Annotated in this window: 18 protein-coding genes; 6 read left to right on the top strand and 12 right to left on the bottom strand. The window is 62.7% G+C overall.

Going from position 1 to position 25,062, the window contains the following annotated elements:
- From tssG to VXM67_RS11310, 10 genes are all read right to left on the bottom strand, one after another.
- Entirely contained in the window at nucleotides 1-1,008 is a 1,008-nt protein-coding gene (gene tssG, locus VXM67_RS11355; RefSeq protein WP_023379998.1) for a type VI secretion system baseplate subunit TssG, read from the bottom strand.
- Complete coding sequence (gene tssF, locus VXM67_RS11350) at nucleotides 972-2,759, bottom strand: type VI secretion system baseplate subunit TssF (RefSeq protein WP_023379997.1); 1,788 nt, start codon at nucleotides 2,757-2,759, stop codon at nucleotides 972-974. Before tssF ends, tssG begins: the two co-directional genes overlap by 37 nt.
- A gap of 128 nt (nucleotides 2,760-2,887) precedes the next feature.
- The gene (gene tssE / locus VXM67_RS11345) at nucleotides 2,888-3,310 is read right to left on the bottom strand and encodes a type VI secretion system baseplate subunit TssE (RefSeq protein ID WP_023379996.1); all 423 of its coding nucleotides are present in this window, start codon (nucleotides 3,308-3,310) and stop codon (nucleotides 2,888-2,890) included.
- A gap of 7 nt (nucleotides 3,311-3,317) precedes the next feature.
- Nucleotides 3,318-4,790, bottom strand: coding sequence for a type VI secretion system contractile sheath large subunit (gene tssC, locus VXM67_RS11340; RefSeq protein ID WP_023379995.1), 1,473 nt, complete (start codon nucleotides 4,788-4,790; stop codon nucleotides 3,318-3,320).
- A gap of 27 nt (nucleotides 4,791-4,817) precedes the next feature.
- Nucleotides 4,818-5,318 carry a type VI secretion system contractile sheath small subunit gene (gene tssB, locus VXM67_RS11335; RefSeq protein ID WP_023379994.1) on the bottom strand — a complete coding sequence of 167 codons (501 nt, stop codon included), beginning with the start codon at nucleotides 5,316-5,318 and terminating at the stop codon, nucleotides 4,818-4,820.
- A 33-nt stretch (nucleotides 5,319-5,351) separates the two neighbouring features.
- Nucleotides 5,352-6,908, bottom strand: a complete 1,557-nt coding sequence (gene tssA / locus VXM67_RS11330) for a type VI secretion system protein TssA (protein WP_367237679.1) — start codon at nucleotides 6,906-6,908, stop codon at nucleotides 5,352-5,354.
- 834 nt (nucleotides 6,909-7,742) lie between these two features.
- The gene (locus VXM67_RS11325) at nucleotides 7,743-8,006 is read right to left on the bottom strand and encodes a PAAR domain-containing protein (protein WP_023379992.1); all 264 of its coding nucleotides are present in this window, start codon (nucleotides 8,004-8,006) and stop codon (nucleotides 7,743-7,745) included.
- Nucleotides 8,007-8,137: 131 nt separating this feature from the next.
- Complete coding sequence (glgB, locus tag VXM67_RS11320) at nucleotides 8,138-10,348, bottom strand: 1,4-alpha-glucan branching protein GlgB (RefSeq protein WP_367237678.1); 2,211 nt, start codon at nucleotides 10,346-10,348, stop codon at nucleotides 8,138-8,140.
- Entirely contained in the window at nucleotides 10,349-13,660 is a 3,312-nt protein-coding gene (gene treS, locus VXM67_RS11315) for a maltose alpha-D-glucosyltransferase (RefSeq protein WP_186598355.1), read from the bottom strand.
- A 144-nt stretch (nucleotides 13,661-13,804) separates the two neighbouring features.
- Nucleotides 13,805-15,823 (bottom strand): alpha-1,4-glucan--maltose-1-phosphate maltosyltransferase, encoded by a 2,019-nt coding sequence (locus tag VXM67_RS11310; protein WP_104881930.1) that lies wholly within the window; start codon nucleotides 15,821-15,823, stop codon nucleotides 13,805-13,807.
- Nucleotides 15,824-15,962: 139 nt separating this feature from the next.
- Here VXM67_RS11310 and VXM67_RS11305 point away from each other — a divergent pair, with 139 nt between their 5' ends.
- Nucleotides 15,963-16,124 carry a hypothetical protein gene (locus VXM67_RS11305; RefSeq protein ID WP_023379988.1) on the top strand — a complete coding sequence of 54 codons (162 nt, stop codon included), beginning with the start codon at nucleotides 15,963-15,965 and terminating at the stop codon, nucleotides 16,122-16,124.
- 68 nt (nucleotides 16,125-16,192) lie between these two features.
- Here VXM67_RS11305 and VXM67_RS11300 read toward each other — a convergent pair whose 3' ends face one another.
- A complete protein-coding gene (locus tag VXM67_RS11300) occupies nucleotides 16,193-17,860 on the bottom strand; it encodes an AMP-binding protein (protein WP_367237677.1) in 1,668 nt (555 codons plus the stop codon).
- Between the two features lie 218 nt (nucleotides 17,861-18,078).
- On the opposite strand from VXM67_RS11300, the gene VXM67_RS11295 reads away from it, so the two are divergent.
- Genes VXM67_RS11295 through VXM67_RS11280 form a run of 4 tightly spaced genes read left to right on the top strand, consistent with a single transcriptional unit; the run spans nucleotide 18,079 to nucleotide 23,637 of the window.
- A complete protein-coding gene (locus tag VXM67_RS11295) occupies nucleotides 18,079-19,242 on the top strand; it encodes an isovaleryl-CoA dehydrogenase (RefSeq protein WP_023379986.1) in 1,164 nt (387 codons plus the stop codon).
- 19 nt (nucleotides 19,243-19,261) lie between these two features.
- Nucleotides 19,262-20,869 carry a carboxyl transferase domain-containing protein gene (locus VXM67_RS11290; RefSeq protein ID WP_023379985.1) on the top strand — a complete coding sequence of 536 codons (1,608 nt, stop codon included), beginning with the start codon at nucleotides 19,262-19,264 and terminating at the stop codon, nucleotides 20,867-20,869.
- Nucleotides 20,870-20,872: 3 nt separating this feature from the next.
- A complete protein-coding gene (locus tag VXM67_RS11285) occupies nucleotides 20,873-21,688 on the top strand; it encodes a gamma-carboxygeranoyl-CoA hydratase (protein WP_023379984.1) in 816 nt (271 codons plus the stop codon).
- Nucleotides 21,685-23,637: an acetyl/propionyl/methylcrotonyl-CoA carboxylase subunit alpha gene (locus tag VXM67_RS11280; RefSeq protein WP_023379983.1), complete on the top strand. Its 1,953-nt coding sequence runs from the start codon at nucleotides 21,685-21,687 to the stop codon at nucleotides 23,635-23,637. Before VXM67_RS11285 ends, VXM67_RS11280 begins: the two co-directional genes overlap by 4 nt.
- Nucleotides 23,638-23,712: 75 nt before the next feature.
- Here VXM67_RS11280 and VXM67_RS11275 read toward each other — a convergent pair whose 3' ends face one another.
- Nucleotides 23,713-24,420: a LexA family transcriptional regulator gene (locus VXM67_RS11275; protein WP_041925469.1), complete on the bottom strand. Its 708-nt coding sequence runs from the start codon at nucleotides 24,418-24,420 to the stop codon at nucleotides 23,713-23,715.
- 88 nt (nucleotides 24,421-24,508) lie between these two features.
- Between VXM67_RS11275 and VXM67_RS11270 the strand changes: the two genes are divergently transcribed.
- The gene (locus VXM67_RS11270) at nucleotides 24,509-24,820 is read left to right on the top strand and encodes a hypothetical protein (RefSeq protein WP_023379981.1); all 312 of its coding nucleotides are present in this window, start codon (nucleotides 24,509-24,511) and stop codon (nucleotides 24,818-24,820) included.
- Nucleotides 24,821-25,062: the final 242 nt, after the last annotated feature.

Here is a 25,062-nt window from a genome sequence, read left to right as displayed (position 1 = left end):
TTAATGAATTTTGCTTCCCAAAGTCACCACGCCATCGGCGCGCTCGCGCCCCAACCAGCTGGTCCAGCCCAAGTGGCAGACGTTCTGCTCGCCAATGCGTAGCTCGCGAATTTCCTCGCGGCGCAGCTCCAGGCGGATGTCGTAATCAAGGGGGTCGCGCAGCGTGAAACGCACCAACGCACACAGCGGCTGATAGCCGAGGCCGATGGGCAGGAATTCGTGAAAGCGCTGCCAGTCCAACTGGGTGATGTGAATACGGAACTTGCCACTGCGATCGCGCACCCGCTCGCCCAGTACCGCGTCTTCACCGAGCAGGCTGTTCGCCAGGCCAAGGCGGTTGCACTGTTCCTCGAGAATCTCCACGCGTCGTTCCAGGCATTGCTCGATGACCAGGTCGGCGTGCTTGAAGTAATAGCGCAGCACCGCCTCGATCAGAGCAGCCGAATGCGCACGCAGGCTCAGCACGCCCAGGTACGGCAGTAGGCGCTTCCAGTTCAGTTCCTTGGCCCTGCGGATCTCCTCACCGCCCAGGCCGATCAAGGCGAACAGGTGCGATGAGAAGCCATCCAGCGCCCCGCTCTTGAAGCTGGCGCGGTAGCGGTACTTTTGCCAGATCGGCAGGAGCAAGCGTTGCAGCCGGTGGTGGAACAGGTCGAGAAACTGGCGCGTGGGGTTGCCATCTTCACTGTCACCCAACGCCTGTTCGCCATAGAACGCGGGCAGCGGCGAGCTGGAACCGATCAGGCTCACCAGGTTGAATCGAAGACGCGCACGCAACTGGCCGTGCTCGCGGAAGAACTCGACGCGGTCGACATCGCTGCGCGGAAAGCCCAGGCTCGGGTTGGCCTCGAACTCGAGCAGGTCATACAGCTCGTCGTCCTCCAGGTACGGGTAATGCTCGCGCAACTGCTCGGTGACCAGCAGAACCGCCTGGAACAGCGAGTATTCACGGATGCTCCGGCTCAGCCGGCTCAAAGCAGGGGCTGCAGGCCCATACGTGGTGTCCATTGGTACACCTCCCCTTGTGTGCTTTTCACCCGCAGCTCGTGGTACGAGTTGAGGCTGGCGTAGAGTGCGAAGAACTCGTTGAGCACCGAGGCGAAGACGAACAGGTCGCCTTCACCGATGTAACCCTCGGGATCGATCGTCAGTTCGGTGCGCAGGCCGCGTAGCGGCAGGCCACGGTGCAAGCGGTCGACATGCTGGTGGCGGATCGACTTGAGCCCACCGAGCAGGCGTCGGCTGACCTTCTCCGCGTGCTGGTCGTAGTAGCGCGGCAGGTCATAGGTTTCGAGAATGACCTTCAGCGCGTCCACATCGGCCAGCGACAGGTAGTTCAGCGACATGTTGCTGATCAGCTTCCAAAGAAAATCGCGATTGAGCGGCGGTGCATAACTGGAGGTGACCGCAGTGATGTTGCGGAAGGTCAGGAACTCGGGGGTCTGCTCGCTCAGCATGCAGATGTCACCGAGTTTGAGCCGCCGCGGCAGGTTCTGATTGGTGCACGTCAGCTCGATCGACAAGGTCTCGTGGAACTCGCCGCCATGCACACCGAAGCTCAGGTAGGTATCGAGGCCATCGTGCAGCAGCGAAGAGCGTTGGCGCAGGCTGTAGTGCGATCGGCTGTGCGGCACATCGAAGCTGGGGTCGTGCTCGAAGGACTCGAAGGGCACGTATTCCTGGTAGCCCAGCCCTCCGGGGCTCCAGCCGGTGACACCATCGACCGAGAATACCCCGCAGTGCTCGGGGTCGAGCTCGGCAGGCAACAGCAGGTATTCGTCCTGCTTGCCGTCCAGGCGGATCGGCAAGGCGTCGTGCTTGAACAGGTTGACGATTGGCGTGCAGTACAGTTTCACATTGTCCAGGGTCGGGCGCAGGCGCTGGGCTTCGGCTTTGCGGATATCGAAACGCACCTCCACGCCGTGCACCTGCTTGAGGGTTTCCTCGGGCAGCCGCTGCAGAACGTCCAGGCCAGTGACATCGACGAACAGGAACTTGTCCTGGAAGGCGAAGTACTCCTGCAAGAAGCGATAGCCACGAAACGTGTTCAACGGGTAAGGAATCAGCGCCTCTTCCTCGGCGAACCCTACCGGATGAACCTTGGCATCCCGCGCCTTGAGGACCAGCGGATCGCCAGCATCGTTGAGCAACGGTTTGCCATTGCTGCATAGCGCTATGAGCTCGATGCCAGCCAGTCCGCGCAACAGGCTCAAGTAGAGCATCTGGCTGATGTAGCGCTCTCCGGCCAGGTGCAGGCGCAGGCGGCTGAGCTTGACGTCGCCGACATGGCCATCGCAGTTCATGTCCAGGCGCAGGCTGAGCAGCGCGCCCTGACCATTGAGCGAGTAATTGAGCGCGCTCAGTTTCAGCGGCAGGACCTCGGTGGGGTAACAGGTGCGAAAGCGGCAGCTGACCCCATCGATAGGCCGACCTTCCACTGGCGTGTCGCGCTCGACCAGCAGTGCCGGACCGGCCTGGCGCAGCGGGTCGAACTGCAGGATGCTGAAGGCTGGCAACGGACGCATGTAGTTGGGCCACAGCAGCAACATCAGTGAGTGAGTGAGCTCAGGCAGCTCGTCGTCGAGCTTCTGGCGTAAACGACCCGTGAGAAAGGCAAAGCCTTCGAGCAGCCGCTCGACATCGGGGTCGCGTCCGGCCTGGCCCAGGTACGGCGCCAACGCCGGGCTACGCTCGGCGAAACGGCGACCTAGCTGGCGCAGGGCCGTCAGCTCGCTTTGGTAGTAATGATTGAAGGACATCTGTCGTTTCGCCTGAATTCGGTCTGGGTACCACCGTGGCTGCCTGAGCAGTCCCTGGCAGACGGCGTGCGGCTAGCCGGTGGTGGTCAAAAAGTCACAGGGAGAGCCCAGTCATGTGCAAGGCAACATCACCAGTCTCCCTGACCTACGCTGACTTGCCCGCTGCCATCCAGGCGCGCGGCAAAACTGACCTGGCGCTTGATACCGTTCACCTCAAGCTGGCCTTCGATACTGAAAGCGAGCTTGAGCTGATCGTGATCACGCGGTCTTGAAATCACCCTGACATCCGACAAGCGCGGCTCGTAGGCCTCGATGAAATGCTCGATGGCCTGGCGGGCCTGACTGAGCGCGTCGTGCAGGCTCAGGCGCATGTCGTTGAGATCGGGCAACCCGTAGTCGGCAAGCGTCTGCACGCTGCCGGCCCGGGTGCTGAGCATCTTCGCCAGATGAGCGGCGACGGACGCCATGGCAGCATCTTCACGCCGCCAGTTGGCACGCTTGCCGGCTTCGCCGCTCAAACGTTCGAACAGGCTTCCGTATCCGCTCGTCATCGGCGTGTTACTCCTTGTCCAGCTTGCCGACCAGCGACAGGGTGAAATCGGCCCCCATGTACTTGAAGTGCGGACGCACGTTCAGGCTCACGCGGTACCAGCCCGGCTCACCTTCCACGTCGCTGACGATGACCTGTGCCGCACGCAGCGGACGGCGGCCACGGACTTCGGCGCTGGGGTTCTCCTGGTCGGCCACGTACTGGCGGATCCACTTGTTCAGCTCCAGCTCCAGGTCGGTGCGCTCCTTCCAGGAGCCCAGTTGCTCGCGCTGCAGGACCTTGATGTAGTGGGCCAGTCGGTTGACGATCATCATGTACGGCAGCTGGGTGCCGAGCTTGTAGTTCAGTTCGGCCGTCTTGCCTTCGGCGCTGATGCCGAAGAACTTCGGTTTCTGTACCGAGTTGGCCGAGAAGAACGCTGCGTTGTCGCTACCTTTGCGCATGGTCAGGGCGATGAAGCCCTCTTCGGCCAGTTCGTACTCGCGGCGGTCGGAAACCAGCACTTCGGTCGGGATCTTGGTTTCGATCTCGCCCATGCTTTCGAAGTGGTGCAACGGCAGGTCTTCCACCGCGCCTCCGCTCTGCGGACCGATGATGTTCGGGCACCAGCGGAACTTGGCAAAGCTGTCGGTCAGCTTGGTGCCGAAGGCGAAGGCAGTGTTGCCCCACAGGTAGTGTTCGTGGCTGTTGGCGACGGTTTCGCGGTAGACGAACGACTTGACCGGGTTCTCCTCCGGGTCGTACGGGTTGCGCAGCAGGAAGCGCGGCACGGTCAGGCCGATGTAGCGCGAGTCCTCCGACTGGCGGAAGCTCTGCCACTTGGCGAATTGCGGGCCTTCGAAGTGGTCTTTCAGGTCTTTGAGGTCCGGCAGGCCGGTGAAGCTTTCCAGGCCGAAGAACTTCGGGCCGGCCGCGGCGATGAACGGCGCGTGGGACATGCACGCTACGCTGGACACGTACTGCATCAGCTTGACGTCCGGCGAGCTCGGCGACAGGAAGTAGTTGGCGATGACCGCGCCAACCGGCTGGCCACCGAACTGGCCGTACTCAGCGGTGTAGATGTGCTTGTACAGGCCGGCCTGCATCACTTCGGGCGAGTCCTCGAAGTCGTCCAGCAGGTCTTGCTTGGAAACGTTGAGGATTTCGATCTTGATGTTTTCGCGGAAGTTGGTGCGGTCGACCAGCAACTGCAGGCCACGCCACGCCGACTCCATGGCCTGGAAATCGGCATGGTGGAGGATCTCGTCCATCTGACGGCTGAGCTTGGCATCGATCTCGGCGATCATGCGGTCGACCAGCGCCTTCTTGACCGGCTCGCCGTCGTTCTGCGGCTTGAGCAACTCTTCGATGAAGGCCGACACACCGCGCTTGGCGATGTCGTAGGCTTCGTCGTCGGGGGTCAGACGGGTTTCGGCGATGATGCTGTCGAGAATGCTGAATTCGCTGTTCTCGGCGCTCTGTTGTTGTGCGGCGGTGCTCATGACAAATAGCTTCCTTGACTAGTGGGTTCAGGCGTCCGGCGTTGCATTGATGCCCAGCTCACCGAGCACGCGCTCACGCGAGGCATCATCGGCCAGCACGCCTTCGATGGCCTTGCGGAACGCTGGAGCGTTACCCAGCGGGCCTTTCAGCGCGACCAGGGCCTCACGCAGCTCCATCAGCTTCTTCAACTCAGGCACCTGCTCGACCAGGCTGGCCGGGTTGAAGTCCTTCATCGAATTGATGCGCAGGCTGACGGCAAGCTCGTCGCTTTCGGCGCCTTCCTGCAGGCGATTGGGCACGGCCAGGGTCATGCTCAGTTCCTGCTTGGCCAGCACTTCGTCGAAGTTCATCTTGTCGATGCTGATCGGTTTGCGGTCTTCGATCTTGCGATCATCGGCACGCAGCGTGTAGTCACCGATCGCCAGCAGTTTCAGCGGCAGTTCGATCTCTTCCTGAGCGCCGCCAGTGGCGGGTTTGAAGGTGACGTTGATACGTTCCTTGGGGGCTACCGAGCCTTCTTTGGCCATTGGTTTTCTCCTTGAGGGTTATGGCCCTTGGGCCTATTCGAGTACGACTTCGAGATCGAGGTGGCACAGACGGCGATAGATCTCGTCCTTGCGCTCGCGAACCACATGGTTCTGCGGCAACAATTCACAGCAGGTGTGCAACAGATGCAGCACCTGCAGCGACAGGTCTGGCTCCCAGGCATCCAGGCCGGATTGGCACAGCTGCAGATCGAGGGCTTCCAGTTGGGTCTTGGCCAGCTCGTACTTTTTTGCCGTGAAGCACAGCCGGGCTTGGCTGAGTTGCCAGAAGAAACGCTCTCGCCCGCCGTGGCCCCCTTGCATCTGCTGCTTGAGCTGCTGCACCGCCTTCTTCAGGCCATCCTTGCGCAGTACCGGGATCGCCGCTTCCAGGGCCTCTTCCCAGGGCGCCTGGCGCTCGCTGGATTCGACCACTGGCTGAGCGACGACTGCCTGCAGGTGGGGCGAGACCTGGGAGGCAATCCAGGCGCGGGTCTCGGGGTCGGCGAACGGTGTGCCATCGTGAAACTTGAGCTCGATCAGCATGGGCAGGCGCTGCAGCAGCGAGGCGAAGTTCATTTCCACTTCACGCATGCCGGCCTCGACGTTCAGGGCCTGGCAGCACTCCCAGACCATGCGCTGTCCGTCGAACCAGAACGGCGCCTTGGCCACGCTGTTCTCCAGTTCGACCAGCAGGTCGGCATAGGCGCCTTGCTCGAAGCGGTCGCGGTAGCTCTTGAGCTTGTCGGCCGGCACCCCCCGTAGCGCGGTGACATTCTCGGCGTTGCGTTCGGGAACGGCTTCGATGGGCAACCACAGCAGTGTGCGGTTAAGGCGCAGCGCGCGCAGGTCGGTGGCTTTCTGTCGCTGCCACCACACGCACAGCTGGCGCCCCTGCTCCTGCTGGGCACGCAGGGCCTTGCCGGCATCCTTTTCACTCTCCACCGGTTCGCCAGGAGTGAACAGCTGCGTGGCCGCCTGCTTGACCTGGTTGACGATCGCCCCGACACTCCCCGCTGGCGGCTCGTTGCTGGCCGAACGTTGCACCTGGTTCTTGAGCGAACGGCAAAGCGGCAGCAGCATCGGTGCATCGGTGTCCAGTTGCTGCGAGAGAAACGCCTCGAGCCCAGCGAGGTGCTCGACCATCTGCTGGAACAGTGGCAGTTGCTCCTTGATCGCGATATCGCTGTCCAACGCCTGCTCCAGGCGCGGAACCAGCCAGCCGATCGCCGCCGAGCGCGTACGGGCCTTTTGCGGATGAACCGTCTCCCAGTGCTGCTCGCACAACTGGCGCAGCATGCCCAGCCCTGCCAGCAGCCCCGCGTAGGACTCGCGCTGGTACAGCGCCCAGGTCAACCAGGCACCGACGCGCAGATCCTTGGACTGCTCTCGCAGCAGCGTTTCACCGCCTTCGAGAATCTTCAGCCAGTCGACCTGGCCGCTGGCATGTATTGACTGAGCCTTGCCAAGTTCAGCTTCCAAGGCTTCGAACTCGGAAGAAAAACGCACATCTTCGCCGACGAAAGATCCCGGCGCGATGGCATTACTGGCGAGCGCTGCAAAACGCGCAGTCAGTTTCGAGGAGTAGGACATCCATATCTCACATTGTGAACTTTCGCGCGCACAATACTTGGCGAAACCACTTGTTCAGTGGACACGAAGTTCAAACTATCGAAGCTCACACCCTAGTGAGCAGCCAGGAAAACGGGCACCAAAGCCAAGGACTCAAACGGTCTCGAAAGCCGCGAAAAGCCTTGGAAACTTCACCACCCTACTCCAGTTCAGCAGATCAACTCGAAAGACTATACAAACCCTAACCACTTCCTAAAATAGCCGCATGGGAAATTCAGATTCGTCTTACGGAAATATCCGATACTGAATTAACTCGTAACAACCCCCGTTGATCCATCCATTAAATTATTAAATTTAATGACTACGACCGGGCAATGGCGTGGGAAAGACGCAAACGTTTGAGCGCAAGACAAGAATGCTCGCCAAGGGGGGCTGGATGGAGTGCTCGGGAAGGTAGTGCGCAGAGGTAGCAACAGCGAGAACATCGATGGCGTTGGCTTGCAGTGGCGCGGCCTTAAGCACAGGCGACGACACCGCCGCGCCATGGCCCGGAAGACGGCCATCCAGGCGACCCAGTGGCCGCTCCAACTCAGTACTGCCAACGACGGAATGATCCGGTGTCATGTATCGCTCCTTGAAGTCACTTTCGCACATCCCAGTGCACCGTGGCGCGCAAGCTACCAGCTCTTCCGGCTAAAGCCAACTTTTTTTGGCGTCAATTAGCCACCATCGGACAGGGGGCGTTCGAACATTTGACGCACAGCGCCAGCCGGCCCCCAAGCGAGTAGCCGAGGGGCCTTGCGAACTGGGCTGAGGTTAGAGGTCAGGAGCGGACCGTAAAGTCACACCGAAAGATCAGCTTGCGACTACGCTCTTCGGCCCGCTGGCAATGAGCGCCGCGCCGCAGGCGGTCTTGTGTCCGTCGAGCGCGACAGGGATGCCATCGACGCTGTAGGTAGCACTGCCTTCGACGATGGGGAACACCCCCTTGCACAGCGGGCAACTGACCATGTGCCCGACGCCGGCGATGGGTTTGCCGTTGACGTTGGTGTTGCCGAACGAGCCAAGCACTTTGCCGCCGTGGGTAGTGGAATCGCCGAGGCGGATGATGTCTTTCATGGTACGAACTCCTGTCATAAGGGGGGGCATCGATGCCAACAGCTGAAGCCTACCACAGCGAAACGGAGCCTACGTCCGGTCACCGCAGTAGGCATACCAGCCGATGAGCGGCCAACGCCCCAGCGCTCCCCTTACGCGGGCCTCATCACCAACACCCCCAACGGCGGCAAATTCAGCGACAGCGACACCGGTTGCCCATGACTGGCCACCGCCTCACAGTCCACTGCGCCCAGGTTACCCACATTCGACCCGGCATACAGCTCGGCATCGCTGTTGAGCAGCTCTTGCCAGCGTTCACCGAACGGCACACCAATCCTGTAGCCCTCACGCGGCACCGGGGTGAAGTTAGCCACTACCAGCAGCGGATCACCTTGGCTGCTCCAGCGCAGCCAGGCATACACGCTGTTGTGCGCATCATCGCCGATCAACCACTGGAAGCCCTGCGGCTGGCAGTCCTGCTCATGCAATTGCGGCAGGTTGCGGTACAGCCGGTTAAGGTCACTCACCAGGCGCTGCACACCCTGGTGCTCGGGGTACTGCAGCAGGTACCAGTCCAACTCGTCGTCGTGATTCCATTCGCGCCATTGGCCGAACTCGCAGCCCATGAACAGCAACTTCTTGCCGGGGTGGGTCCATATGAAGGTGAGGTAGGCGCGCAGGTTGGCGAATTTCTGCCAGCGATCGCCGGGCATCTTGTCGATCAGCGAATGCTTGCCATGCACCACTTCATCGTGGGAAATCGGCAGGATGAAATGCTCGGAATAGGCATAGATCAGCCCGAAACTCATCTCGTTGTGGTGGTACGTGCGGTGGATCGGGTCGTTCTGGATGTAATGCAGCGTGTCGTGCATCCAGCCCATGTTCCACTTGTAAGCAAAGCCCAGGCCGCCTTGCTGGATCGGCTGGCTGACGCCGGGCCAGGCAGTGGATTCCTCGGCGATGATCAGCGCACCGGGCGCTTCATGGGCGGCAACGCCGTTGAGGTGGCGGATGAAGTCGATGGCTTCGAGGTTCTCGCGCCCACCATGGCGGTTGGGCACCCACTCACCCGACTTGCGCGAGTAGTCGCGGTACAGCATCGAAGCCACCGCATCGACCCGCAGGCCGTCGATGTGGAAGTGTTTGAGCCAGTGCAGCGCCGAGGCCATCATGAAGCCGCGTACTTCGTTGCGACCAAGGTTGTAGATAAGGGTGTTCCAGTCCTGGTGGAAGCCTTCCAGGGGATTGTCGTACTCGTAAAGTGCCGTGCCGTCGAAGCGGGCCAGGCCGTGTTCATCGGTGGGGAAATGCGCAGGCACCCAGTCGAGTATCACGCCAATGCCACCCTGGTGGCAGGCATCGACGAATGCCGCGAAATCTTCGGCGCTGCCGTAACGCGAGGTGGGCGCGAACAGCGAAAGCGGCTGGTAGCCCCATGAGCCACCGAACGGGTGCTCCATGATCGGCATCAGCTCGATATGGGTGAAGCCAAGTTCCTGTACATAGGGCACCAGCCGCTCGGCCAGTTCGCGCCAGTTGTAATAGCGCGCGATTTCACCGGCATCGTCCAACTCGCAGCGCCAGGAGCCTGCGTGCAGCTCGTAGATCGACAGCGGCGCACTGTAGGCGTGACGCTGGGCACGGTGTGCCATCCAGTCGTGATCCTGCCATGGGTGACTGAGCGCATCAGCGACCTTGGAGGCGGTACTGGGCGGCAGTTCGGTGGCGCGGGCCAGTGGGTCGGCCTTCAGTGGCAGCACCCCTTCCTTGCCCAATACCTCGAACTTGTATGTCTCGCCGACACCGATGCGGGGCACGAACAATTCCCAGACACCCGTACTGTGGCGCAGGCGCATGGGATGGCGGCGACCGTCCCAGTTGTTGAAGTCGCCCACGACCGACACACGACGGGCGTTCGGCGCCCACACCGAGAAGCAGACGCCAGCGACACCATCGACCTGCGTCGGCTGGGCACCGAAGCGGCCGGACAGATCCCGGTGGTTGCCCTCGGCAAACAGGTACAAGTCCATGTCGCCCAGTTGCGGACCGAAACTGTAGGGATCCTCGGTCACCTGCTCGCCGCCTGCCCAACCAATTTGCAGCAAATAGGGTTGTGCCTCATCCAAGTGCGCGGTGAACAACCCAGGCAAGCTACCCTGCACCATATCGGCGAGCACTTGCCCATCATGGCGGGCCAGCACGCGTGCATTCAACGCATTGGGCAGGAAGGCGCGGACGAACGAGCCCCCCGTTCCATCGCCATGGGGGCCGAGCACTGCAAAGGGATCGGCGTGCTCGGCGCGGGCCAGGGCATCCAGGTCCCGTTGCCGAAGTCCGCCGTTTTCACGCGTGGTTGCATTCATCTATGACTCTCCCCAGGTACTGATCAGTCCATGCAAGCCATGCAAAGGCACGGCCAGCCAGCTTGGACGGTTTTCGGCTTCGTATGTGATCTCGTAGGCGGCTTTTTCCAGGCAGAAGAGCTCCAAGGCGGCGCGCTCGCCCTCAGCCTGTTGCCAGGCGTGGGGCATTGCGGCGGTGGCCAGGCCATAGGCTTCGACGAAGGCGTGGCGCGACTGGTGCAGGTACTGCCGTGCAACCCGCTGACGAGCCTGGCGCGCCGCGTCGGAGAGGTCTACCGCCGAGGCGCTGCGCAGGATCATGGCAGCAGCATAGTCGAAGGATCGCAACACGCCGGTTACATCCTTGTAGGGACTGTGCTTGGCGCGCCGCTCGTCCAAAGGACGGGCGGGTTCTCCTTCGAAATCAATCAAGTAGGCATCGCCCTGTACCACCAGCACCTGACCCAGGTGCAGGTCGCCGTGTACGCGCATCAGCAAGCCGCCCTGGGCCTGGCGCGCGAGGTTGTCGATGTGCTGGGCGAGACCGTCGCGTTGCTGCTGCAGGTCATCGACCAGCGCCTGGCTGTCGGCATCGAGGCTGTCGCGGTGTTGCGCCAGCAGGTCGAGGGCACGGGCAAGTTCGGCTGTGATCTGCTCGCTCCAACGCTTGCTGTCACGGGCATCGCTGGGCCGTGGCGTGAAGGCAGGATCGTCGCTGGGCCTGGCCAGCAGCAGGTGCATCTCGCCCAGCCGCTGGCCGAGCAAGGCCGCGAAACCGTTTAGTTCGGCCAGAGCGTCGGCGTGGGCATCGGGGGTGTTGCTCGAAGGCTCCATCTGGTCGCGGATGGCCCGTTCGAGGGTGTTCTGGGTCCAGGCCCAGGCATCGCCCTGGTTGCTCAGGTAGCCTTGGGCGATCATCAACAGGTGCGGTGTGCCCTGCTCGTCCACCCGGCTGACCCAGGCCAGCAACGGGGAGATGTTGGTGAACCCGGCAGCCGTGAGGTAGGCGCTCATTTCCAGTTCCGGGTGCACGCCTGCATTGACCCGACGAATCAGTTTGAGCACCACGCGGTCAGCGACCACCACCGAGCTGTTGGATTGCTCGGCGCCCAGGTAGCGTACCTGGCTTTCCTCAGACAGCCCGGCTGCCGCAAGCAAGTCGGTACGTTCGAAACGTAGCTCGCCCGCCGTGCAGGGCAGCCTCGTGCCTGCCTCACAGTTGCGCAGCACGGCGCGGATGAAGGGTTCGAGCACGAAGGCATCGGTGATCAGTCCCACCTGACGGCCCCGGCGTACGCGGGACAGCGCCAGTTGCTGGGGCAACGCGGTGGTGATCTGTTCTTCAGGCAACAGGCCGAACGGCAGTTGGTAACGCGTGACAGTATCTTCGCTGCGAACTTCGATCTCGCTCAGCAGCACCGGCGTGGTGGCCGTGGCCAAGCGCACGCCATAGCTCAGTTGCACTTGGTCCAGTGGCCCTTCCTTGCCGGCGTACCAGCGGCGTTTGGGCAGGTACTGCGGCAGAATCGCGGTTTCCAGGGTGTCGCGGCAGGGCGCGTCGAGCAACTCCTCCATGCGCTTGCGCAACACCAGCGTAGTGAGCTCCGGCAGGCCTTCGGAGGGCTGGATGTGCCAGCTGGGCATGCGGTCGTGGGAGGTCAGCAAGAACCAGTAGAACGCATAGGGGGGCAAGGTGAGCAAGAACGGCAACTGGCCGATCGGCGGGAATGCGCTGCCGCCGAGCATCTCCACCGGCACCATGTCGGCGTACGGCGACAACTCCAGTTCGGCCGCCTGCGCAGCCCGCGACACGTTGGCCACGCACAGGATCACTTCAGTGTTGCCGTTCGCGTCGGTGTATTCGCGAAGGTAGGCCAGGATCCGCCGGTTACTCGGCGTGAGCATCTTGAAGGTGCCACGACCAAAGGCCTTCTGTTGTTTGCGGACGGCCAGCAGGCGGCGATTCCAATTGAGCAGCGAGTGCGGGTCGTGGGACTGGGCCTCGGCGTTGACGGTCTGGTAGCCGTACAGCGGGTCCATGATCGGCGGTAGCACCAGGCGTTGCGGGTCGGCCTTGGAGAAACCGCCATTGCGGTCCGGTGACCATTGCATGGGGGTGCGCACGCCGTCGCGATCGCCCAGGTAGATGTTATCGCCCATGCCTAGCTCGTCGCCGTAATACAAGGTGGGTGTGCCGGGCATCGACAGCAGCAGGCTGGTGAGCAGTTCGATACGCCGACGGTCGCGCTGCAACAGCGGCGCCAGGCGCCGACGGATGCCGAGGTTGATGCGTGCGCGGCGGTCCTCGGCATAGTAGTTCCACAGGTAGTCGCGCTCGCGGTCGGTGACCATCTCCAGGGTCAGTTCATCGTGGTTGCGCAGGAAAATCGCCCATTGGCAGTTGGCCGGAATCTCCGGTGTCTGACGCAGGATATCGGTGATCGGAAAACGGTCCTCCATCGCCAGGGCCATGTACATGCGTGGCATCAACGGGAAGTGGAATGCCATGTGGCATTCGTCACCATCGCCTTCGCCGAAGTACGGGTGGGTGTCCTCCGGCCATTGGTTGGCCTCGGCCAGCAGCATGCGATCAGGGTAGTTGGCGTCGATCTCGGCGCGGATCGCCTTGAGTACCTGGTGGGTTTCGGGGAGGTTCTCGTTGTTGGTGCCATCGCGCTCGATCAGGTACGGAATGGCATCCAGACGTAGGCCATCGACGCCCATGTCCAACCAGAAACGCATGACGCCGATCACCGCCTTGAGCACCTGCGGGTTATCGAAGTTGAGGTCGGGCTGATGGGAGTAGAAGCGGTGCCAGAAATACTGGCCGGCCACCGGATCCCAGGTCCAGTTGGACTTTTCGGTGTCAAGGAAGATGATCCGCGTGCCGTCGTACTTCTGGTCGTCATCGGACCACACGTAGAAGTCCCGCGCCTTGCTGCCGCGCTTGGCATGGCGGGCTCGCTGGAACCAGGGGTGCTGGTCGGAGGTGTGGTTGATGACCAACTCGGTAATCACCCGCAACCCACGCTTGTGCGCCTCGGCAATGAAGCGTTTGGCATCGGCCATGCTGCCGTAATCGGGATGCACGGCCTTGTACTCGGCGATGTCGTAACCGTCGTCGCGCCGGGGGGACGGGTAGAATGGCAGCAGCCAGAGGGTGTTGACGCCCAGCTCGGCAATGTAGTCGAGCTTGTTGATCAGGCCGGGAAAATCGCCGATGCCATCGTTGTTGGCGTCGAAGAACGACTTGACGTGCAACTGGTAGATCACTGCGTCCTTGTACCACAGTGGGTCGTCGATGAAGGCAGCAGGGCGGGAACGCTTGGCCATGTGTGACTCCTTTCAAAGCTTTCTTGAACTTGCGCGATCTCCTGTGAGCCGTAGATCCCGGCGCAGTGTGCAACGGGCTCCATAGCACCGGATTGGCCCGAGTTCGCGGGTGAGCCCGCTCCCACAGGGAACAGCGTGCGACCGTCAATGGGCCTTTTCGATGCGCCAGATGCCGAACGGCGAATGCCAGGGCTCTATGCGCATCCACTGGGTCTTGCCATGCCAGGTCCAGCGATGACCGGTCATCAGGTCTTCACCGAGGGTGTCGGCGTTGTCGTCCAGGCCCAGTTCCCACAGCGGCAGTTCGAAGCTCGCCTCCTGGGCGTTATGGGGATCGAGGCTCACCGCCACCAGGATGAAGTTGTCGCGCTCTGGGGTGCGTTTGGCGAAATACAGGATGTTGTCGTTCCAGCAATTGAAGAACGCCACGCCCAGGTGGGTCTGCAAGGCACGGTTCTGGCGGCGAATGCGATTGAGCTGGGCGATTTCGGCGATGATGTTGCCGGGCTGGGTGAAGTCCCGCGGACGGATCTCGTACTTCTCCGAGTCCATGTACTCTTCCTTGCCCGGCAGTGGCGTGCTTTCGCACAGTTCGAAGCCCGAATACATCCCCCACAACCCCGAACCCATGGTGGCCAGCGCGGCACGAATGAGGAAACCGGCGCGCCCGGAGCTGTGCAGGAAGAACGGGTTGATGTCGGGCGTATTGACGAAGAAGTTGGGGCGATAGCATTGGCTCCAGGGCGGCTGGTTGAGCTGTTCGAAGTACTCGCGCAGTTCTTGCTTGGTGTTACGCCAGGTGAAGTAGGTATAGCTTTGGGCATAACCGACCTTGCCCAGGCGCGCCATCATCGCCGGTCGGGTGAAGGCCTCGGCGAGGAAGATCACCTCCGGGTGCTGGCTGCGCACATTGGCGATCAGCCATTGCCAGAATGGCAGGGGCTTGGTGTGCGGATTGTCCACGCGAAACGTCTTCACCCCCTCCTCGACCCAACCGACCACCACGTCGCGCAATGCCAGCCACAGCGATGGCACCGCCTCGGGCGCATAGAAGTCGACATTGACGATGTCCTGGTACTTCTTGGGTGGGTTCTCGGCATAGCGGATCGTGCCGTCGGGGCGCCAGCTGAACCAGCCGGGGTGTTCCTTGAGCCAGGGGTGATCCTGGGAGCACTGGATGGCGAAGTCCAGGGCGATTTCCAGGCCATGCTCAGCGGCTGCGGCCACCAGCCGTCGGAAGTCGTCGCGGCTGCCCAGCTGCGGGTGAATGGCCTCGTGCCCGCCCTCGTGGCTACCGATGGCGTAAGGGCTGCCGGGGTCACCCGGCTCAGCACGCAGGGCATTGTTGCGGCCCTTGCGGTACTGCGTTCCGATAGGGTGGATGGGCGGAAAGTACAGCACGTCGAAGCCCATGTCGCGGATCATCGGCAAACGTGCGTGCACATCGTTGAAGGTGCCGTGGCGGTCAGGGCTATCGGTGATCGAGCGGGGAAACAGTTCGTACCAACTGGCGAACAGCGCCGCCTCACGATCGACATCCAGCGGGAATTCGGTGCTACGGGTCAGGTAGCTGCGATGTTCGGCCTCGCTCATCAAGCGCGCAGTGTTGGCATCGAGCAGCAGCGCCACCTGGTCATCCGCCGGCAGGGTCGGCAAGCTGTCGAGCAGCGTCTGGATTTCCTTGCGCAGGGCCCCATCGCTGCGCTCCAGGCCCTTGCCAAGCATCAGCCTGCCCTCCTCCAGCTCCAGCGACACCTCGACACCCGCATGGTACTTTTTCTCAAGGTCGTGGCAGTAGGTCGCGAACGGGTCGATCCAGGCCTCGATACTGAATAGGTGCAAGCCCAGCTCAACTGGGGTGAACTCGGCCAGCCACAGGTCGTTACCAGGGGAATGCATCGGCACACAGTGCCAGCGGCGGCTGTGGGCCTGTCGCCACAGCAGGGTTACCGCCAGGCGGTCATGGCCATCGCTATAGACCTTGCTGCTGACCGTGACCGGCTGGCCGCTGATGGCCTTGGCGGCGAAAGTGCCAGCGTCGAGCACCGGGCTGGTGTCCTCGATCACGATGCGCGGCGCCAGCAGCGCCTGGGACAGGCTAATGGCCTGGTCGGGGTGATCGTTCGCCATCGGTACGCTTTCGAAGGGCTCGTTGCGCGTCATCGGTCCTGGCTCCCTGTTGGCATTGGCGCTAAGGATTCAGAGCCGTCGACCGGCAGGGGGTTCAAAAAAAATGAGCGATTGGCGCTGGCACGCATCAAAGCCTGCACCACCCTCTCCTATCACCCTGCGAGGTCAGGCCATGAACATTCCCATTCCACCGGAGACACCCGACCCGAACATCGACGACCCCAGCCTGCCGCCGCCGGTACCGGAAGAAGACCCCAACGAGCTGCCGATCAAGCCGACCGTGCCGCCAACCGTGGGTGACCCGCCCAGCCAGGAGCCACCGGTGAAGGCATAAGGATAGCCAAGGATCGTGGTGGGGTTGTCAGCCTGATCGCCGGCTTGCCGCCGATCAGGCCGAAACGGTCAACCCAGCTCTGCCATGCTGATCTCGCGCATCCGGAACTTCTGCACCTTGCCGGTGACCGTCATCGGAAATTCATCGACGAACCGGTAATGCCGCGGCACCTTGAAATGGGCAATGCGGGCCTTGCACCAGGCCTGCAGCTCTTCGACGGTCGCGCTGTGCCCGGGGTGTAGCTTGATCCAGGCCACCACCTCCTCGCCATACTTGTTGCACGGTATGCCGATCACCTGCGCATCGGCCACCGCCGGGTGGGTGTAGAAGAACTCCTCCAGTTCGCGTGGGTAGATGTTCTCGCCGCCGCGGATGATCATGTCCTTGTTGCGCCCGACGATACGCACATAGCCCGCCTCGTTCATCACCGCCAGGTCGCCGGTGTGCATCCAGCCGGCCGGGTCGATGGCGTCCACGGTGGCCTGGGTGTTGTCCCAGTATCCGAGCATCACGCTGTAGCCACGGGTGCACAGCTCGCCGATCTCGCCGCGCGGGACGATGCGCCCCTCCTGGTCGACCAGTTTGGTCTCAAGTTGCGGCTGGGTACGGCCGACGGTGGTCACACGCAGCTCAAGGTCGTCGTCCGGACCGGTCTGCAGCGACACCGGGCTGGTTTCCGTCATGCCGTAGGCGATCTGTACTTCGGCCATGTGCATCTGGTCGATGACCCGTCGCATCACCTCGATCGGGCAAGTGGCACCGGCCATGATGCCGCTGCGCAGCGTCGAAAGGTCCATCTGTGCACGCGAGGGGTGGTCGAGCATGGCGATGAACATGGTCGGCACGCCATAAAGGATGCTGGCACGCTCTTGGGCCACTGCGCGCAGGGTGAGTTCGGCGTCGAAGGCGTCGTTGGGGTAGATCATGGTGCTGCCGTGGGTGATGCAACCGAGGTTGGCCATGACCATGCCGAAGCAGTGGTACAGCGGCACCGGGATCACCATGCGGTCGCGCTCGGTCAGGCCGAGGCTTTCGCCGACCATGAAGCCGTTGTTGAGGATATTGTAGTGACTGAGCGTGGCGCCCTTGGGCGCGCCTGTGGTACCGGAGGTGTACTGGATGTTCACCGGCTGGTCGAATTGCAGGCTTTGCTGGCGAGCCAAGCAGGCCTGCGCCGAGACCTGCCCTGCCCGTTCGGCCAGTGCTTGCCAGGGTAGAAAGCCCACCGGTGGGGTGGCCGCCAGACTGATCACGCCACGCAGGTCGGGCAAGCGTTCGCAAGCCAGCTCACCTGCAGTGGCGCTGGCCAGTTCCGGCACCAGTTCCTGGACCATGGCATGGTAATCGGAGGTCTTGAAGGCATCGGCACATACCAACCAACGGCAGCCGGATTGGCGCAAGACATATTCCAGCTCGCCCACCCGGTATGCCGGGTTGATGTTGACCAGGATGGCACCGACCTTGGCGCTGGCCAGTTGCAGGATGCACCACTGGGCGCAGTTGGGTGACCAGATCCCGACCCGGTCGCCGGTGTTCACCTCCAGCGCCATCAGGGCACGAGCGTGCATTTCGACCTGCTCGGCCAACTGACGCCAGGTGTAGCGCAGGCCCTGATGGCGGGCCACCAGCGCCTCGCCGTCGGCGCACCGGGCCACAGTGGCATCGAAGGCCTGGCCGATGGTTTGGGTCAGCAAGGGTCGGTCCTGGCGACCGCGGGTGTAGCTTGGTTGACTCATGGGTGTCCCTTCTTGTGGTTGTTCTGGGCACGACTGAAGCAAGCAGGAATACTCTGGCGCAGATTTACGTTTACGTAAAGGTGATGAATGGATTGACAGCGATGAGGGTCAGGTTTACGTTAACGTAAAGGTGATGAACGACACCGGCCCTCAGGCAGGACGCCGGATCCTTGAGCCAGGCTGTTTCCCCTATTTCAAGAACAACAAGGTGCCCCAGCATGCATTACCCCTCCCTGAACTTCGCCCTGGGCGAGACCATCGACATGCTCCGCGACCAGGTCCGCACGTTCGTCGCTGCCGAACTGGCCCCCCGCGCTGCGCAGATCGACCACGACAACCTGTTCCCCGCCGACATGTGGCGCAAGTTCGGTGACATGGGCCTGCTGGGCATCACCGTGCCGGAAGAGTACGGTGGTGCCGGCCTGGGTTACCTGGCGCACGTGGTGTCCATGGAAGAAATCAGCCGTGGCTCGGCCTCGGTAGCCCTCTCCTATGGCGCTCATTCCAACCTCTGCGTCAACCAGATCAACCGCAATGGCAGCCACGAGCAGAAGCTCAAGTACCTACCCAAGCTGATCAGCGGCGAACACATCGGCGCCCTGGCCATGAGCGAGCCCAATGCCGGATCCGACGTGGTGTCGATGAAACTGCGTGCGGAAAAACGCGGCGACCACTACGTGCTGAACGGCAGCAAGACCTGGATCACCAACGGCCCCGATGCCAACACCTACGTGATCTACGCCAAGACCGACCTGGACAAGGGCCCCCATGGCATCACCGCGTTTATCGTCGAGCGTGACTGGAAAGGCTTCAGCCGCAGCAACAAGTTCGACAAGCTGGGCATGCGCGGCTCCAACACCTGCGAGCTGTTCTTCGATGGCGTCGAAGTCCCGCAAGAGAACATCCTCGGCCAGCTCAACGGCGGTGTGCGCGTGCTAATGAGTGGCCTGGACTACGAGCGCGTGGTGCTCTCCGGCGGCCCCACCGGCATCATGCAAAGCTGCATGGACCTGGTGGTGCCCTACATTCACGATCGCAAGCAGTTCGGCCAGAGCATCGGCGAATTCCAGCTGATCCAGGGCAAGATCGCCGACATGTACACCCAGCTCAATGCCAGCCGCGCCTACCTGTATGCCGTGGCCCAGGCCTGCGACCGTGGCGAGACCACCCGCAAGGACGCCGCCGGGGTCATCCTCTATACCGCCGAACGCGCCACCCAGATGGCCCTGGAAGCGATTCAGATTCTCGGCGGCAACGGCTACATCAACGAGTTCCCGGCCGGCCGCTTGCTGCGCGACGCCAAGCTGTACGAGATCGGTGCCGGCACCAGCGAAATCCGTCGGATGCTGATCGGCCGCGAACTGTTCAACGAAACCCGCTGAGCATAAGGAACGGGCGTCCATGGCTATCCTGCATACCCAGATCAACCCGCGCTCGGCGGAGTTCGCCAGCAACAGCGCGGCCATGCTAGAACAGGTCCAAGCCCTGCGCAGCCTGCTCGCCCAGGTCAGCCAGGGCGGAGGGCCGAAAGCACAGGAACGGCACACCTCGCGGGGCAAGCTGTTGCCACGCGAGCGTATCGACCGCCTGCTCGACACCGGCTCGCCCTTCCTTGAGATCGGTCAGCTGGCGGCCCATGAAGTCTATGGCGAAGACGTGCCCGCGGCGGGCCTGATCGCCGGTATCGGCCGTGTCGAGGGCGTGGAGTGCATGATCGTGGCCAACGACGCCACGGTCAAAGGCGGGTCCTACTACCCGCTGACGGTGAAAAAGCACCTGCGCGCCCAGACCATCGCGTTGCAGAACCGTCTGCCGTGCATCTACCTGGTGGACTCGGGCGGCGCCAACCTGCCGCGCCAGGATGAAGTGTTCCCCGACCGTGAGCATTTCGGCCGCATCTTCTTCAACCAGGCGAACATGAGCGCGTTGGGCATTGCGCAGATCGCCGTGGTGATGGGCTCGTGCACCGCCGGTGGCGCCTACGTGCCAGCCATGGCCGACGAAGCGATCATGGTACGCCAGCAGGCCACCATCTTCCTCGCCGGCCCGCCTCTGGTGAGAGCCGCTACCGGGGAGGTGGTGAGCGCCGAGGACCTGGGTGGTGCCGACGTGCATTGCCGTACCAGCGGCGTGGCCGACCATTATGCCGACAACGACGAACACGCCCTGGCCCTGGCGCGGCGCAGCGTCGCCAACCTCAACTGGCACAAGCTGGGCAAACTGCAGCGCCAAACGCCCATCGCCCCGCTGTATAGCGCCGAGGAGCTGTACGGCGTGGTGCCGGCCGACGCCAAGCAACCGTTCGATGTCCGCGAGGTAATCGCCCGCCTGGTCGACGGCTCGGTGTTCGATGAGTTCAAGGCGCTGTTCGGTACCACCTTGGTGTGCGGTTTCGCCCACCTGCACGGCTATCCGGTCGCGATCCTGGCCAACAACGGCATCCTGTTCGCCGAAGCTGCGCAAAAAGGTGCGCATTTCATCGAACTGGCCTGCCAGCGGGGCATTCCGCTGCTGTTCCTGCAAAACATCACCGGTTTCATGGTCGGCAAGAAGTACGAAGAGGGCGGCATCGCCAAGCATGGCGCCAAGTTGGTGACCGCCGTGGCTTGTGCCCAGGTGCCGAAGTTCACGGTGATCATCGGCGGCAGTTTCGGCGCCGGCAACTATGGCATGTGCGGCCGGGCCTACGACCCGCGCTTCCTGTGGATGTGGCCCAACGCGCGCATCGGTGTGATGGGCGCCGAGCAAGCCGCCGGGGTACTGGCGCAGGTCAAGCGCGAGCAGAGCGAACGCAGTGGCCAGCCCTTCAGCGCCGAAGACGAGGCGCGCCTGAAGCAGCCGATTCTCGACCAGTACGAGCACCAGGGCCACCCCTACTACTCCAGCGCCCGGCTGTGGGACGACGGCGTCATCGACCCGGCGCAGACCCGCGACGTGCTCGGCCTGGCGTTGTCCGCCTCGCTGAACGCCCCGATCGAACAGAGCCGCTTCGGCATATTCCGGATGTGATCCATGAGCGATTTCAGCACCCTCGAAGTGATTCGCGACCCGCGCGGCTTCGCCACCTTGTGGCTGAGCCGAGAGGACAAGAACAACGCCTTCAACGCGCTGATGATCCGCGAGCTGATCGTCGCCCTCGACCAGTTGGCCGAGGACGCGAGCCTGCGCTTTTTGCTGCTGCGCGGCCGTGGCCGGCACTTCAGCGCTGGCGCCGACCTGGCCTGGATGCAGCAATCGGCGCAGCTGGACTTCAACACCAACCTCGACGACGCCCGCGAACTCGGCGAGCTGATGTACGCCTTGCACCGTCTCAAGGCGCCGACCTTGGCCGTGGTGCAAGGCGCGGCCTTTGGTGGCGCACTGGGCCTGATCAGTTGCTGTGACATGGCCATCGGCGCCGAAGACGCTCAGCTGTGCCTCTCGGAAGTGCGCATCGGCCTGGCGCCAGCGGTCATCAGCCCGTTCGTGGTCAAGGCCATCGGCGAACGCGCCGCACGCCGCTATGCCCTGACCGCCGAGCGTTTCAGCGGCGTGCGCGCGCACGAACTGGGCCTGCTTGCGCAGGTGTATCCCGCCGCCGAGCTGGATGCACAGGTCGAGGCTTGGGTAGCCAATCTATTGCAGAACAGCCCGCAGGCGCTGCGTGTCACCAAGGACCTGCTGCGCGAAGTGGACGACGGCGAACTCAGCCCCGCCCTGCGCCGCTATTGCGAAAACACCATTGCCCGCATCCGCGTCAGCGCAGAAGGCCAGGAAGGCCTGCGCGCCTTCCTGGAAAAACGCCGCCCCGCCTGGCAAAACGACGACAAGAAGGAGCCGCGCCCATGAGCCGCCCCACACTGACCACCCTGCTGGTCGCCAACCGTGGCGAAATCGCCTGCCGGGTAATGCGCACCGCCAAGTCCATGGGACTGACCACCGTCGCCGTGCACAGCGCTACCGATCGTGACGCCCGCCACAGCCGTGAAGCGGACATCCGTGTCGACCTGGGCGGCACCAAGGCCGCCGAAAGCTACCTGGTGATCGACAAGTTGCTGGCCGCCGCCAAGGCCAGCGGCGCCCAGGCCATCCATCCCGGCTATGGCTTCCTGTCCGAAAACGCCACCTTTGCCCGGGCCATCGAACAAGCCGGGCTGATCTTCCTCGGTCCACCGGCCAGTGCCATCGACGCCATGGGCAGCAAGTCGGCGGCCAAGGCACTGATGGAAGCTGCCGGCGTACCCCTGGTGCCCGGCTATCATGGCGAGGCCCAGGACCTGGAAACCTTCCGCGCCGCCGCCGAACGCATCGGCTACCCGGTTCTGCTCAAGGCCAGTGCGGGCGGCGGTGGCAAGGGCATGAAGGTGGTCGAGGACGAAAGCCAGCTTGCCGACGCCCTGGCCTCGGCCCAGCGTGAAGCGCAATCGTCGTTCGGCGACTCGCGCATGCTCGTGGAAAAGTACGTGCTCAAGCCACGTCATGTGGAAATCCAGGTGTTCGCCGACCAGCACGGCAACTGCCTGTACCTGAACGAGCGTGACTGCTCGATCCAGCGTCGTCACCAGAAGGTCGTCGAGGAAGCCCCGGCGCCAGGCCTTTCCCCGGAACTGCGCCAGGCCATGGGTGAAGCTGCAGTGCGTGCCGCCCAGGCCATCGGCTACGTTGGCGCGGGGACCGTGGAGTTCCTGCTCGATGCCCGTGGCGAGTTCTTCTTCATGGAGATGAACACCCGCCTGCAGGTGGAGCACCCGGTCACCGAAGCCATCACCGGCCTCGACCTGGTGGCCTGGCAGATCCGCGTGGCCTGCGGCGAACCGTTGCCGATCACCCAAGCCGAGGTGCCTCTGATGGGCCATGCCATCGAGGTACGTCTGTACGCCGAGGACCCAGCCAATGAATTCCTACCGGCCACTGGCACCCTGACGCTGTACCGCGAGTCGGCGCCGGGCGAAGGGCGCCGGGTCGATAGCGGCGTCAGCGAGGGCGATGTGGTGTCGCCGTTCTACGACCCGATGCTGGGCAAGCTGATTGCCTGGGGCCAGGACCGCGAACAGGCGCGCCTGCGGTTGCTGGCGATGCTCGACGAGTTCGCCATCGGCGGCCTCAAGACCAACATCAACTTCCTGCGCCGAATTCTCGCCCACCCGGCGTTCGCCGAGGCAGAACTCGATACTGGGTTCATCCCGCGCCATCAAGACGTCTTGCTGCCTGCGCCCCAGGCACTGCCGGCCACCTTCTGGGAAGCAGCGGCCGAAGCCTGGCTGCTGGGCCAGGCACCGCACGAGCGCGCCGACGACGCAGGCTCGCCCTGGCGGGAACACAACGGCCTGCGCCTGGGGTTGCCGGCACGCAGCAGCCTGCACCTGTTGAGCGGCGGGCAAGCTCAGGCCGTCGCCCTCGAACGCAGCGCCGCATCGACCTGGCAGCTCGATGGCGAGCAGTTGTGCCAAGACCACGATGGCATGCGCCGCCGGCATCTGGCCGTGCGCAAAGGCAGCACGCTGTTCCTGCGCTGGGAAGGTGAAGTGCACGCCGTGGAAGCGTTCGACCCGATCGCCGAAGCCGAGGCCAGCCATGGCCATCAAGGCGGCCTGACGGCGCCCATGAACGGCAGTATCGTGCGGGTGCTGGTCGAGTTGGGGCAACGGGTGGAGGCCGGCGCTGCGCTTGTGGTGCTGGAGGCGATGAAGATGGAACACAGCATTCGCGCCCCACACGCCGGGACGGTGAAGGCACTGTTCTGTCAGGAAGGGGATATGGTCAGCGAAGGAACGGCGCTGGTCGAACTGGCTGAGTGATTGGGCTTGGGCAACGGTGTGTGTTGTCTGTTCTGGCCTCATCGTCGGCAAGCCGGCGATGAGGCCACGATCCAGCTAGAAAACCCCGTGCGCCTGCACGACGACGCCCAGAAACTCACACCCCTCCTCGCAAAGGAGCGCCGGATAACTGTTGTTGAGCGCTTTCAGATAGCGTTGCCCGCCCTCCTCGGCCAGCTCCCGCAAAATCGCCGACTTGCCAGGCAACCGTGCAATCACCAGTTTTCCCGGCACAGCCTCAAGCCCTGGGTCAACCAGCACACGCATGCCTTGAGGCACGCTGCGGCCCGTGTTCGTACTCATGGCATCGTTTTCGACCGGCAGCCAGAACGCATTGCCCTGTGCCAGATAGTCGGTCTGCTCGAACACCGTGGATGATTCGGCCGTGCTTGAGCCGACCTGCTCCCAGCCCAGCACCGGGTAGCGAAAACACACGATGTACTGCATCAGGTCCTGGTCGTCATCGACCTCATCCAAGGTATAGCTACCTGGGTCTTCGCCCACCCGCCCCAGCACCCGCAACTGCATGCTGACGTGATAGTGAGGCATGCCCAGTTCGACGAACACACGGTTCATCGAGTCGACCCTGGGTTGGCGCCGCTTGCATAGCCAATGACCCACGCTACCTTGGGAGACGCCAACGCGTTCGGCCAGTTGCTCCTGGGAGATATCGAGCTCCTCCATCCGCTCACGGACGAGGGCAATCCATTTATCCATATTCATCGCTGGCACGATACGGACTGCCTTCGAGCGCTCAATAAACATTTAGTATTATTTATCAGAAAGCACGAGAATACCCCAAGTATTAAACTCGGGTTGAACCTTTTCCCCATTGGCATTCACAGGTATCAGGATGAAACCCTCGAAAAAAGACGAAACAGATCTCGACAGCGAAGCCGCTCGCCGTGCCCTCGACTATTACCTGAACCCCAACCCAACGCGCCCCACTGCCCAGAACAAGATCTGGACCTTGCACGAAGGCGTTACCGGCGAACAGGCGCAGGAACACGCCATCGCACTGCTACGCTGCGCAGCGGCCACGGCACAGGAAACGGCCCAGCACCAGCAAGGCACCCAGCGGGAGTTGACGTTCGCGTTGATGCACATGATGGACATGGCCAGGGCGCTGCTCGAACACAAACGCTCGGTGCAGACGGGCCTTTAGCACGGATTAGGAAGGGAGAAACGTGATAGCCGCGTCACGGCAAAGGCCCCGGTTGCCGGGACTAGGAGCGCACCGGTAATACTTTTTTACCGGATAACTGAAAATTCATTTGACTCTCAAATGATAACGATTATTATTGCGCTCAGCTGATCGCGAGATCCGCTGGATAACCTGGAGCTTAGGTCGCTCTCAGATTATCTCCTCATCAGGCTAATCACGGTTTTTGACCCGGCTTTTTGCCG

Source organism: Pseudomonas sp. Rh2, from assembly GCF_040762985.1.
In the GTDB taxonomy this organism is placed as follows: Bacteria; Pseudomonadota; Gammaproteobacteria; order Pseudomonadales; family Pseudomonadaceae; genus Aquipseudomonas; species Aquipseudomonas taiwanensis.
The sequence above is the reverse complement of the archived record's forward strand: the minus strand, read 5'-3'. Positions and strand labels throughout refer to the sequence as shown.